The following is a 12,743-nucleotide window of genomic DNA, read 5'->3' on the forward strand; positions in this document are numbered from 1 at the left end:
GCGGCGGGTGCGCCGACGTCGTCGAGTGTGCCGCTGAGCTGGAACGCCGTCCCGGGCGCGACCGGCTACAACGTGTACCGCGACGGTGTGTTCGCGCAGTCGGTGGCCGGTACGAGTGCCACGGTGTCCGGTCTGACCGCGTCGACCGCGTACAGCTTCCAGGTCACCGCGACGAACACCGCCGGTGAGTCGCCGAAGTCGGCGACGGTCACCGCGACCACGACCGGTGGCGGTACCCAGATCCCGGGCACGCCGACCGGGCTGGCGGCGGGTGCGCCGACGTCGTCGAGTGTGCCGCTGAGCTGGAACGCCGTCCCGGGCGCGACCGGCTACAACGTGTACCGCGACGGTGTGTTCGCGCAGTCGGTGGCCGGTACGAGTGCCACGGTGTCCGGCCTGACCGCGTCCACGGCGTACAGCTTCCAGGTCAGTGCGACCAACTCCGCCGGTGAGTCACCGAAGTCGGCGACGGTCACCGCGACCACGACCGGTGGCGGTACCCAGATCCCGGGCACGCCGACCGGTTTGGCGGCGGGTGCGCCGACGTCGTCGAGTGTGCCGCTGAGCTGGAACGCCGTCCCGGGCGCGACCGGCTACAACGTGTACCGCAACGGGGTGTTCGCGCAGGCGGCGACCGGTACGAGTGCCACCGTCACCGGCCTGACCGCGTCGACCGCGTACAGCTTCCAGGTCAGCGCGACCAACTCCGCCGGTGAGTCGCCCAAGTCGGCGACGGTCACCGCCACCACGACCGGCGGGGGCGGCGGCAACCTGCCCAAGCACGTGCTCACCGGCTACTGGCAGAACTTCAACAACGGCGCGACCGTCCAGACCATCGCGCAGGTGCCGGCCGAATACGACATCATCGCCGTCTCGTTCGCCGACGCCACCAGCACGCCCGGCGGTGTCTCCTTCACCCTCGACCCCGCCCTGAACTACACCGAGGCGGCCTTCAAGGCCGACATCGCGGCCAAGCACTCGGCCGGCAAGAAGGTGATCATCTCGGTCGGCGGCGAGAAGGGCACCGTCTCCGTCAACAGCTCGTCGTCGGCGACGAACTTCGCCAACACGCTCTACACGCTGATCCAGACCTACGGTTTCGACGGCGTCGACATCGACCTCGAAAACGGCATCAACTCGACCTACATGAGCCAGGCACTGCGCTCGCTGTCCGGCAAGGTCGGCCCGAGCCTGGTCATCACGATGGCGCCGCAGACCCTCGACATGCAGTCGACCGGCACCGAGTACTTCAAGACCGCGCTGGCGATCAAGGACATCCTCACCGTCGTCAACACCCAGTACTACAACAGCGGGGCGATGCTCGGCTGTGACGGCAAGGTCTACAGCCAGGGCACGGTCGACTTCATGACCGGCCTCGCCTGCATCCAGCTCGAAGGCGGTCTCGCCCCGTCGCAGGTCGGTCTCGGTCTGCCGGCCTCGCCGCGCGGCGCGGGCGGCGGCTACGTCTCGCCGTCGGTGGTCAACAACGCTCTGGACTGCCTGACCAAGGGCACCGGTTGCGGGACCTTCAAGCCCACCAAGACCTACCCGTCGCTGCGCGGAGCCATGACGTGGTCCACGAACTGGGACGCCCTCAACGGCAACCAGTTCTCCAACACCGTCGGCCCGCACCTGGACACGCTTCCGTAGCACCCGACAGGCACCACCCCTCATCCGAGTCCGGGCCGGACCACGCAGCCGGCCCGGGCTCGTTCACCGCACCCACGTTCACGTGAACTTCGCCTCGAGCACGCGGACTTCGCTCCGCCACCCGTGAGCTTCGATCTCCGTGGACTCCGACCCCGCGAACTTCGCCTCGTCCCCCGTGAAGTTCGCCCCCGTCCCCGTGAACTCCGTCCCGATCACGCGAGGGAACCCATGCCTGTACCCCATCAAGCCCGCCCCCGCCGGCGGGTCCGCCCCCTCATCGCCGCCGCGAGTACCGCGCTGCTCACCGCCGCCATGCTCACCGCCGTCGCCGGATCGGCCGACGCGGCAAACGCCGAACTCGTCGTGAACGGCGGCTTCGAGGCGGGCCTGTCCGGCTGGACCTGTACCGCCGGCAGCGGTGTCGCGGCGACCACCCCCGTGCACGGCGGCACTTCGGCCCTCAAAGCCACCCCCGCCGGCAGCGACAACGCCAAGTGCACGCAGACCGTCACCGTGCAGCCCTCCTCCGACTACACGCTCGCCGGCTGGGTTCGCGGCAGCTACGTCTACCTCGGCGCGACCGGGACCGGCACCACCGACCCGTCCACGTGGACCGGGTCGGCGCCGGACTACACGCGCCTGAGCACGACATTCAAGACCGGCCCGAACACGACCTCGGTCACGCTGTACACGCACGGCTGGTACGGCACCGGCGCCTACTACGCCGATGACCTGTCCCTGATCGGCCCCGGCGGCAACACCCAGATCCCCGCCGCTCCCACGGGCCTCGCGGCCGGTACGCCGACCTCGTCCACCGTCCCGCTGACGTGGACCGCCGTACCCGGCGCGACCGGCTACAACGTGTACCGCAACGGAGTGTTCGCCCAAGCGGCCGGCGGCACGAGCGCCACGGTCTCCGGCCTGACCGCGTCGACGGCGTACAGCTTCCAGGTCACCGCGACCAACTCGGCCGGGGAATCGCCCAAGTCGGCCACGGTCACCGCGACCACCGCCGGCGGCGGCACCCAACTCCCCGCCGCGCCCACCGGCCTCGCCGCCGGGACGCCGACCTCGACGACCGTCCCGCTGAGCTGGAACGCCGTCCCGGACGCGACCGGCTACAACGTGTACCGCGACGGCGTGTTCGCCCAAGCCGCGACCGGGCCGACCGCCACCGTCGCCGGTCTGACCGCGTCCACCGCGTACAGCTTCCAGGTCACCGCGACCAACTCGGCCGGGGAATCGCCCAAGTCGGCGACCGTCACCGCGACCACCGCCGGCGGCGGCACCCAACTCCCCGCCACCCCGACCGGCCTCGCCGCCGGCACCCCGACCACCACGACCGTCCCGCTGTCGTGGTCCGCGGTCTCCGGCGCGACCGGCTACAACGTCTACCGCAACGGCGTGTTCGCCCAGGCGGCCGGCGGCACGAGCGCCACGGTCTCCGGCCTGACCGCGTCCACCTCCTACAGCTTCCAGGTCAGCGCGACCAACGCGGCCGGCGAGTCCGCGAAGTCCGCGGCCGTCACCGCGACCACCGCGACCGACGGCGGCGGAGGCGGCGAACTGCCCCCGCACGCGCTGATCGGCTACTTGCACGCGAGCTTCGCCAACGGCTCGGGCTACACCCGCATGGCCGACGTACCCGCGAGCTGGGACGTCATCAACCTCGCCTTCGGCGAGCCCACTTCGGTCACCTCCGGCGACATCCGGTTCAAGCTGTGCCCGGTCGCCGAGTGCCCGACCGTCGAGTCGGAGGCCGACTTCAAGGCCGCGATCAAGGCCAAGCAGGCCGCCGGCAAGAAGGTACTGATCTCGATCGGCGGCCAGAACGGACAGGTCCAACTGTCCACGACGGCAGCCCGGGACAAGTTCGTCGAGTCGGTCGGCAAGATCATCGACGACTACGGCCTCGACGGCCTCGACATCGACTTCGAGGGCCACTCACTGTCGCTGAACACCGGCGACACGGACTTCAAGAACCCGACCACGCCCGGCATCGTCAACCTGATCTCGGCGGTGAAGACGCTCAAGGCCAAGTACGGAAGCAAGTTCGTGCTGACCATGGCGCCGGAGACGTTCTTCGTGCAACTGGGCTACCAGTACTACGGAACCGGTCAGTGGGGTGGCCAGGACCCGCGCTGCGGTGCGTACTTGCCCGTCATCTACGCCCTGCGCAACGACCTGACCCTGCTGCACGTCCAGGACTACAACTCGGGCTCGATCATGGGCCTGGACAACCAGTGGCACAGCATGGGCGGCGCGGACTTCCACATCGCGATGACCGACATGCTCCTCACCGGCTTCCCGGTGGCGGGCAACACCGCCAACGTGTTCCCGGCGCTGCGCCCGGACCAGGTCGCGATCGGCATGCCGGCGTCGGTCCAGGCCGGCAACGGCTGGGTCTCCACCGGCGAGGTGAACAAGGCACTGGACTGCCTGACCAAGAACACCAACTGCGGCTCGTACCCGGTACACGGCAAGTGGCCGGGGCTGCGCGGGTTGATGACGTGGTCGGTCAACTGGGACCGGTTCAACAACTTCGACTTCTCCCGCAACTTCGACACGTACTTCGGCGGCTGAGGAGCGGCTCGAGGCCCGAAGCCCGAGGCCCGAAGCCGGAGGCCCGAAGCCCGAAGCCCGAGGCCCGAAGCCGGAGGCCCGGGGCCCGAAGCCCGAAGCCCGAGGACGGCGGTCGGCCGAGTGCCGGCCGCCGTCCACCCCGAGACGACCCCCGCCGCCGGTAGCCACCCGATGTCACCGGCGGCGGGCCGGTCCACCACCCGGCCGCGACCCCACGACGGGTCGCGGCCGTCGAACGTACGGCCATAAACCGTACGGCATGAACCGTACGGCCATAAACCGTACGGCCATCGACCTTCCGATCATTGACCTTTCGGCCATTGATCCTTGTCGCGGGGTACGACAGCATCCCGCGACATGGACATAGCGATGACGTTGCCGACGATGCTCCCGCACGGCCGCGACGAGGTGTTGCGGTGGTGCCACGGGATCGACGAGGGCCCGTGGTCGAGCCTGGCCGTGCCGGAACGGATCACCTACTCCAGCCACTCGCTCATGGTGCAACTCGCGGCGGCCGCCGCGCTCACCGAGCGGGTACGGCTGTGCACGACCATCGTGATCCTGCCGTCACACTCCGCGGTGCGGATGGCCAAGGACCTCGCGTCGGTCGACCGATTGAGCGAGGGCCGGCTGACCGTGGGCGTCGGGGTCGGCGGCCGTGAGCAGGACTACCGGGCCGTGGGCGCGCCCTTCGACCGGCGTTGGCAGCGGATGGACGACCAGATCGCGACGATGCGCTCGATCTGGGCCGGCACCCCTCCCGAACCCGACCTGGACCCGGTCGGTCCGCCGCCCGTACAGCCCGGCGGCCCGCCGCTCGTGGCGGGCGCGATGGGCCCCAAGGCGACCGCCCGCGCCGCCCGTTGGGCGATGGGCGTCGACGACGGCTCGGCGGTGGCCGCGCCGGATCTCGACACCCTGCGCGACGTCGCCGACCGGGTCCGCACCGCGTGGCGCGAGGCGGGGCGCACCGATGCGCCGCACCTGTCGACCAGCCTGTGGTACGCCCTCGGCGACGACGCCGAAGCCCGGTTGCGTGGCTACGCGTTCGACTACCTGCGGGTGTTCGGCGACCAGATCGGCGAGGCGGTCGCCGAGAACGTGAGCGCCTACACGCCCAAGGCGCTGCGGCACGCGGTCGACACGGTCCGCGCGGCGGGCTTCGACGAACTCTTCCTGGTCCCGACGACCGCCGACCCCGACGAACTCGCGCGCACCCGCGAGGCGTTGGGACTCTGACGGCCGGTCCCTCGGTTTCCTCGGCCCAGGCGCCTACCCCGCTTCCTCCTCGCCCCGGATGCGGGCCAGGATCCGCGGGTTGGTGACGTGGACCGGCACGTTGTCCTCGTCGAACAGGCCCAGCCGGTTGAGGGCGCCGCCCTCGACCGGGATCACCGCGCCGGTCGTGTACGCGGCGAGGTCGGAGATCAGGAACAACACCGCCGCCGCGACGTCGGCCGGCGTACCGCGCCGGCGCATCGGTACCCCGCGGCCCGCGAACGCCGGGTCCTGCGGGGTACTCGACGCGCGCGGCGTGGTGATCGAACCGGCCGCGACCGCGTTGACCCGGATCCCGTACTGCCCCCACTCCACCGCGAGCGTGCGGGTCAGGCCCAGGACCGCGGCCTTCGCGGTGCCGTAGCCGACGTGGTAGGGCGCCGCGATCACGCCGCCGGTCGACGAGATCGTCACGATCGAGCCGGCCGACCCTCGCGCGACCAGATGCCGGGCCACGCCCTGGGACAGGAACATCACGTGATGCAGGTTCAGGTCGAGGGACTGCTCCCACTGGGCGCGCGCGAAGTCGAGCGCGGGCGCCCAGTGCGGGAGCAGGCTGCCACCGACCACATTGACCAGCCCGTACAACTCGCCGGGCGCGGCGACGGCCGCCTCGACCACGGCCTCGACACCCTCGGCGGTCGAGATGTCCGCGCACAACGTGACAAGTGTGCCGGCGGGCCCACCCGCGCCCACCGCGTCGGCGAGATCGGCCTCGACAGCGTTCAGCCGCTCCGGGTCACGGTCCACCCCCACCACGGTCGCCCCCGCTTCGAGCAGCCCGCGTGCGCACGTCGTACCGATACCGCCACCACCGGCCCCCGACACGACCACGGTTCGCCCGTCCAACCTCATACGGTCCGCTATCACTGCTGCTCCTTCGGGTGACTCGGTGCTGTAACGCCCATCGACGTCGCGTCCTGTGTCGCCTCGCCCAAACCCGAAACGGAACCACCCGGCCCAACGCCTCGACCCGAACAAAATCCACCGCGACGCCTGTTCCTCTCGGTCCCAACCGGCGGCGATCATGGCAGAAGACACGTACCGATCGAACCCCCAAGAATTGTGCTACGGCCCGTTCCTCCCGTGAAAGCGCCGAACCGACCGCGACCCGGGTGTTCGGGTCGCGGTCGGTCGGGTCGGCCCGTCGGCCGACGTCGGTTGTCTACTACCGTCTACTTCTTCTTCTTCTCGGTCTCACACTTCGTCCCGGCTGCCGGGAGCGTGCCGTCCACGATGTACGCGTTGATTGCGGACTCGATGCATGTGTTCCCGCGACCGAACGCACCGTGACCCTCGCCCTTGAGAGTCAGCAGCGTCGCGTTCGCGAGGTCTTTGGACAACTTCTCGGAGGCGGCGTACGGCGTGGCCGGGTCGCCGGTGGTCCCCACGACCAGAATCGGAGCGGCGCCCTCCGCGCGGATCACGTGTGGCTTCTCGGGCGTCTTGTACGGCCAGAACTCGCAGCCGGGACCCTCCAGGTCGGATGCGACGGTGTCCTTCGTCATCCGAGGTGCGTTGGCGCGGAGCTTGGCGAGAATCTGCTCGATCCGTTCGGGGGACGAGGCGGCGGCGGCGCCGTCGGCACACCTGATCGCAGTCCTGGAGTCCTGACTGTTGTCGTAGTGACCTTCCTTGTCCCGACCCATCTGGTTGTCCGCGTAGAACAGCAGCGCGCCGCCGTTCTTGCTTTTGATGCCGTAGTCGAACGCCTCGCGCAGAAGCTTCCACGTCTGGTCCTTGTCCCCGTACAGCAAGCTCTTCGCTCCCGTCCAGCCGAGGCTGGAGGTCAGCTTTCGGCCGGCGTCCTGCGTGGGCAGTGGGTGATCTTGGAGCCCGTCGAGGAAGTCGGCGGCGACCTGCCACGCCTTGTCCGGATCGTTGCCGAGTGGGCATCCGACGCGGGCGGCGCAGTCCGCCGAGAACGCCTGGAACGAGCGCTCGAAGCCGGCCACTTGGTCCACCGACGCGTCGAGCTGGTCGGCAGCCGGGTCGACCACGGCGTCCAGCACGAGGCGACCGACGCGATCCGGGAACTCCTCCGCGTACAGGGAGCCGAGGTAGGTGCCGTACGAGACGCCGAGATAGTTGAGCTTCGTGTCACCGACGGCGCCGCGCAGTACGTCCATGTCGCGAGCCTGGTTGCGCGTCCCTACGAAGTTCAACAGGTCGCCCGCCTGTTCCTTGCACGCGGCGGAGAATTCCTTGCTGCTCTCTTCACCACGTGCCTTGCGCGCAGCCGGATCGCGCGGCGAGTCCTCGGCGTTGCGCTTGTCGCGGGTCTTGTCGTCGATACACCGGATGGGGGAACTTGCCGCCACACCACGCGGATCGAAGCCGAGGACGTCGTACCGGTCGTGCAGGACGCCGTCGAATTCGGAAAAGCCGTATTTGACGAAATCCTGCCCGGACCCACCCGGTCCGCCGGGGTTCAACACGAGCGACCCGATTTTCCTGTCGGGCTTCGCCGCCGGATATTGCATGACGGCGATGTCCAGGGACTTGCCCTCGGGAGCGGTGTAATCCATCGGGACCTTGAGCGTCCCGCAGTTGAAATCGCCCTCGTCCTTCTTCTTCGTCGCCGGGTCGTCCTCGCAGGCTTTCCAGGCGATCTTCTGTTCGTAGAAGGAACGCAGTGCGGGGTCGGCCGCACCCTTGGGCTTCGGCGGCGCGGGAGGTGGTGTCACCACGGCCGGAACGGTCGCGGTCGGAGCGGTGGTCGGCGATGCGGGAACCGGCTTCGCGTCGGCGGCGTCGGACGCGGCGCCGCCACCGAAACACCCTGCGGCCAACAGCAAAGCCAGGGCCGCAGGTATGGAGCGACGGAAGGACGTCGCCTGGAAAAGAGTGATCACGGGACAAGAAATACCACCTGCCCATACGGCGACGCACGGCGATATCCCCGTCAAGAATGTCGGCCTCCCAAATGGGCGCAATACGTGCCGCGTTGTTCCGTCGCTGTCGTGCGCGCATGTGTCGGAGTCCATGCCGATAGGGGTATTTCACCCCGAATTCGGTACCCGAAGGCTGTTCGCCGAATCGCGCCAAGCGGCCCGACTCGACCTCGACGGCACGGACAAGGTGCCGGCTGGAGGAACGCCTGCAGACACTCGCGGACGCCCGGACTCGCCTGCAGGCCGAGTTGCGCGCTCCGCGTGTCGACAAGACGCACGAGACTCACCGAATCTACCCGTGTTTCGGCAACGTCACCTCGTAGCAGGGCACTTCGGAGCAGAGGCCGGTCAGTGGGGTGGGAGGTTGTGGGTGAAGAAGGACCGTACGTGTCGGCGGATCAGGGGGATTGATGTGGATGGGGGGATGGTGCCGATCAGTTGGTTGCGGTTGGTGGGGGTCATCAGGTCGGCGGACTGCAACTGTGGTGCGATGGCGGCGTAGTCGGTGACCACCCAGTGGTTGGCGTGGTCGAGTTGCCGGTGGGTGGTGTGGCCGGGGCGGTGGGCGAGCATGGCCGACCACGAGCGTTTCAGGCCGTTGCGGTCGGCGAAGCCGTCGGTTCCGAGCAGGAGCAGCGGTCGGTCGACCCCGTGTGCGGCGACCGGGTACAGGTCTCCGTCGCGTCCCGGCGCTTCGGGGGCTTGGTCCAGGTAGCCTTCCAGGTTGATCGCCGCGCCGAAGCGGCGGTCCTCGTACAGGGTTTGGGCTGCGACGGTGCCGCCCGCCGAGTGGCCGTAGATGCCAACCCGGCGCAGATCCAGTGCCCGGCCCAGGTGTTCGGGCAACGCGATGCCCAGTGCGTCCGGGTTTCGTCCGGCGGCCAGGTCGTGCAACCGGTCCAGGACGAAGCGGGTGTCGGTGATCCGGGTGTCCATCGCGGTGCGGAAGATCTGCGGGTTGTCGCGGGGGTTCCCCCGGAAGACGGTCGGCCGGACGGTTCCGTCCCGTCCCTCCATCTCCACGGGGAACTCCACCTCGCCGGCGTCCCCGGGGTGGTCGATGGTCACCACGACGCAGCCGTGGCTCGCCAGTTCCTCGGCGAGGCCGGTGCCCATCGTGCGTGGGTCGCCGCCGCCCGGGCTGTACAGCAGCACCGGCCTGCGTACGGGCTGCGCGGGCGCGCCCGTGTGCGCGTGCGTCGCGGTGGCCGCCCAGTTCACCCCCGCCATCGGCAACTCCCGGTGCAGGACGGCCGGATCGAAGCCCGTGAAGGTGTCCGCGGCACCTCGGCTCATCTGGGGCGCGACCGGGAAGCCGCGCACGGTGCGGGCGGGATAGAAGATCGTGACCATCACCTCCCGCACGGGGATCGCCGGCTCCCACGGGTCACGCCGCGAGCGATCGACCAGATACAGGGTGGTGACCCCGAGCCGGTGCGGGCCGGTCGGCGCCGGCAATGTCGGGACCACGTCACCCCCGGTCGGCGCCTGCTGCGCCCTCCCGGGCTGTGCTCGGGCGACGGTGCCGCCCGCGAGGAGCAGTGCGGTGGTTGCCAGGACAGCCGACCTGGCGACGGTCCGGCGGGTCGGTTCGGGGGCGTGGTCGTGGGGCATGGCGATGGCTCTCCCTCGTGCGCTGTGACTTCGGTCCTGGTGCTGTGCGGCGGCCGTCTGCGTGAATGAACGGCGAAGGCACGACCCGATGTTCGCGTCCGACGGGAGGAGTGGGCGATGGTTCAGGCCAGGCCCGAAAGGATGGCGCCGCGGCGCCGGGGAGAGTAGTGATCCGGATCCACTTCACCGCGGCCGACTTCAGCCGAGTCCGGTTCGCGCCGCGACCGGCCCCGTTGTTGGAACTGAACGTGGCCCTGATGAAGATGGGCATCCCCGACGAGGACGTGCTCTTCGGCCGCTGGCGACGCAGGACACTGCGCTCCCTGCCGGGCGCGGTCGAGCCGCTGCGGGACGTGGTCCCGGGGCCGGCGGCGCCCAACTTCCTCGACGTCTTCAGCGACACGCTGAAGGAGGGACTGGAGACGGTACGCTCCGCGCGGCCGGCGCTGGTCCGCTCCGAGATCGAGCGGGTGTACGCCGGGCATCCCGCTCCGCCCCCGCCGTGGATCCGCGACCTGCACCGGGGCGACGCGCACGCCTGGCGCGTCCTGCTTCGCGCCCAGCACGCGGCTTTCGACGCGGTGCTGCGCCCGGTGTGGCCCCTCGTACAGGATCTGCATCAGGCCGAGTTCACCCGGTACGCGCTGATCGCGGCCGAGTACGGCATCGGCGCCGCCCTCACCGCGCTCGTGCCCGGCAGTCGATTCGTTGGAGGCGTTGGAGGCGTTGGCGAAGTCGGGAAAGTCGGGAAAGTGGGGAAAGTCGGGGACGTCTGGGAGGTCGACGGTCCCGGCGAGTGGGACGTCAAGCTGTGCGGTCGTGGCGTGGTGCTGCTGCCGACGTTCCACTGGACCGGCCATCCGCTCGTCTCCTGGCTGCCCGATCGCCCGCTGTACGTGACCTTCGCGGCCGGCCCGGGTCTGCCGCCGGGGCCGGCCGAGGTGGGCGGCGGTGACGACGCGCTGGCCGGAGTACTCGGGCGCACCCGGCTCGACATCCTGCTCCTGCTCGCGAACGAGCACAGCACGAGCGACGTCGCCCGGCGACTGCGCGTCAGCAACGCCACGGTCTCCACCCACACCGCCGCGTTGCGCGGCGCGGGCCTGATCACCACGGTCCGCGCCGGCCGCTCGGTCGTACACCTGCGCACCGCGCTGGGGGCCATGCTGGTACGCCGCCGCACCACGGCGTCGCCGAACACGATCTGAAGGAGAACCGTCATGGTCGACCTGTCCGTGCGCCGCGCCGACACCGAAGACCACGCCGCCCTGGAGCGGCTGTGGCTGATGTTCTCCCACGACCTGTCCGAGTTCCGCGACCAACTGCCCCGCCCGGACGGCACGTTCCGCAACGAACGCCTTCGGTCCGCGGTCAACGACCCCGACTGGGCGGCCTACCTGCTGACGCTCGGCGAGCGCCCGGTCGGGTTCGCTCTCGTCCGCGGCCTGTCCGGTCCGACTCGGGTGATGAACAGCTTCTTCGTCGTCCGCGGCGCGCAACGGACCGGGATCGGCCTGCGGGCCGTCCGCGAGGTGGTCGCCGAACACCCCGGCCTGTGGGAGGTCGCCTTCCAGGACGACAACCCGACGGCCGTGCGCTTCTGGCGCCGCGTCGCCACCGCCCTCGCCGACACCACCTGGACCGAGGAACACCGCCTGGTCCCCAACCGCCCCGACCTGCCCCCGGACGTATGGATCACCTTCGCCACCCCGGCGTAGCCGTACGGCCGCCCGCGCGTCCCTACGCGTCTTCTCGCCGCGCGAGTAGTCGACGTACTCGTACGGATCGCCGATCGTGTCGCGGTCGGAGACCCGTACACCGATGGCGCCGCGCCGGTCGCCCTCCGACAGAAACGCCTCGACGGCGAAGTCCGGCGACCCGGAGTGGCGGACCGCGTCGGCGACCGGTTCGGACGGCGGCGATCCCGGCGAGGCCGTCCAGCCAGGCCGACGCCGAGCTTCCCGTCCCGTCCCGTCCCGTCCCGTCCCGTCCCGGCCCAGCTCGGATCGGCTCAGCTCGGCGGGTCGGGTTCGACCCGCTCGTAGCCGAGCAGGACGACGCCGTTGCCGAATGTTCGGGTTTCGGTGTGGCGCAGGTTGGTTCTGGTGTCGGATGGGCCGAACAGCGGCTTGCCGCGGCCGATCAGGACGGGGTGTACGTACACGCGGTACGCGTCGATCAGGTCGAGGCGTCGAAAGGTCGCGGCCAGGTCGGGGCCGCCGATCACCAGGTCGCCGCCGGGCTGCGCCTTCAGGGCGAGGACGTCCTCGGCGACGACTTCGCGCACGATGGTGGTGTTCCAGTCGGCCTGTTGCAGGGTTCTGGAGTACACGATCTTGGGCATGTCCCGCCAGATCCCGGCGAACTCGGCCATCACGGGAGCACACGCGGGGTCGGCGTCGGCCGTCGGCCAGAACCCGGCCATCAGGTCGTACGTGACGCGTCCGCTCACGAACGCCCCCATGCCGCGCAGATATTCGTTGAAGTGGAGATGCAACTCGTCGTCGACCAGATGCCAGTCGATCTCTTGCTCGGGGCCCTCGATGAACCCGTCGAGCGACACCGACATGGACAAGACGATTCTTCTCATCTCGAACCTCGTCTCAGTTTTGTGTTCGACTCTCATAGCGGCACCGGTACCGGCATCGGCACCGGCAGGTCTTCCGGGAGTGTCCCCGTTGCCGCGGTCCTGACGCCGACTCGGGGGATCGGGGATCGGGGGAT

Annotated in this window: 9 protein-coding genes; 5 read left to right on the top strand and 4 right to left on the bottom strand. The window is 69.8% G+C overall.

Translation table 11 applies throughout. From position 1 onward, the window contains the following. Positions 1-87 precede the first annotated feature (87 nt). The 3 genes from GT354_RS02835 to GT354_RS02845 all read left to right on the top strand — a co-directional run bounded on the left by GT354_RS02835 (position 88) and on the right by GT354_RS02845 (position 5,472). Positions 88-1,650 (top strand): glycosyl hydrolase family 18 protein, encoded by a 1,563-nt coding sequence (locus tag GT354_RS02835; protein ID WP_346011819.1) that lies wholly within the window; start codon positions 88-90, stop codon positions 1,648-1,650. 228 nt (positions 1,651-1,878) lie between these two features. Next, complete coding sequence (locus GT354_RS02840; protein WP_161354551.1) at positions 1,879-4,233, top strand: glycoside hydrolase family 18 protein; 2,355 nt, start codon at positions 1,879-1,881, stop codon at positions 4,231-4,233. Positions 4,234-4,602: 369 nt separating this feature from the next. Beyond that, a complete protein-coding gene (locus GT354_RS02845) occupies positions 4,603-5,472 on the top strand; it encodes an LLM class flavin-dependent oxidoreductase (RefSeq protein WP_161354552.1) in 870 nt (289 codons plus the stop codon). A 33-nt stretch (positions 5,473-5,505) separates the two neighbouring features. Here the strand turns inward: GT354_RS02845 and GT354_RS02850 are convergent, their stop codons facing one another. The 3 genes from GT354_RS02850 to GT354_RS02860 form a co-directional block, all read right to left on the bottom strand. Next, a complete protein-coding gene (locus tag GT354_RS02850; protein WP_161354553.1) occupies positions 5,506-6,360 on the bottom strand; it encodes an SDR family oxidoreductase in 855 nt (284 codons plus the stop codon). Positions 6,361-6,686: 326 nt separating this feature from the next. Beyond that, positions 6,687-8,366, bottom strand: a complete 1,680-nt coding sequence (locus tag GT354_RS02855; RefSeq protein ID WP_346011818.1) for an alpha/beta hydrolase — start codon at positions 8,364-8,366, stop codon at positions 6,687-6,689. 387 nt (positions 8,367-8,753) lie between these two features. After that, positions 8,754-10,019, bottom strand: a complete 1,266-nt coding sequence (locus GT354_RS02860; protein ID WP_161354554.1) for an alpha/beta hydrolase — start codon at positions 10,017-10,019, stop codon at positions 8,754-8,756. A gap of 167 nt (positions 10,020-10,186) precedes the next feature. On the opposite strand from GT354_RS02860, the gene GT354_RS02865 reads away from it, so the two are divergent. After that, entirely contained in the window at positions 10,187-11,227 is a 1,041-nt protein-coding gene (locus GT354_RS02865) for a winged helix-turn-helix domain-containing protein (protein WP_161354555.1), read from the top strand. A 12-nt stretch (positions 11,228-11,239) separates the two neighbouring features. Continuing rightward, on the top strand, positions 11,240-11,737 hold the full coding sequence (locus GT354_RS02870; protein ID WP_161354556.1) for a GNAT family N-acetyltransferase: 498 nt from the start codon (positions 11,240-11,242) through the stop codon (positions 11,735-11,737). A gap of 293 nt (positions 11,738-12,030) precedes the next feature. On the opposite strand, the gene GT354_RS02875 is transcribed toward GT354_RS02870, so the two are convergent. Further along, positions 12,031-12,609: a dihydrofolate reductase family protein gene (locus GT354_RS02875; RefSeq protein WP_161354557.1), complete on the bottom strand. Its 579-nt coding sequence runs from the start codon at positions 12,607-12,609 to the stop codon at positions 12,031-12,033. Positions 12,610-12,743: the final 134 nt, after the last annotated feature.

The organism is Streptomyces sp. SID3343 (assembly GCF_009865215.1).
GTDB lineage: Bacteria > Actinomycetota > Actinomycetes > Streptomycetales > Streptomycetaceae > Embleya.

What these genes read in the sequence shown, in the direction of transcription:
- GT354_RS02875 (WP_161354557.1), bottom strand. Translation starts at nt 12,609, where the DNA reads ATGAGAAGAATCGTCTTGTCCATGTCGGTGTCGCTCGACGGGTTCATC.
- GT354_RS02870 (WP_161354556.1), top strand. Translation starts at nt 11,240, where the DNA reads ATGGTCGACCTGTCCGTGCGCCGCGCCGACACCGAAGACCACGCCGCC.
- GT354_RS02840 (WP_161354551.1), top strand. Translation starts at nt 1,879, where the DNA reads ATGCCTGTACCCCATCAAGCCCGCCCCCGCCGGCGGGTCCGCCCCCTC.
- GT354_RS02845 (WP_161354552.1), top strand. Translation starts at nt 4,603, where the DNA reads ATGACGTTGCCGACGATGCTCCCGCACGGCCGCGACGAGGTGTTGCGG.
- GT354_RS02860 (WP_161354554.1), bottom strand. Translation starts at nt 10,019, where the DNA reads ATGCCCCACGACCACGCCCCCGAACCGACCCGCCGGACCGTCGCCAGG.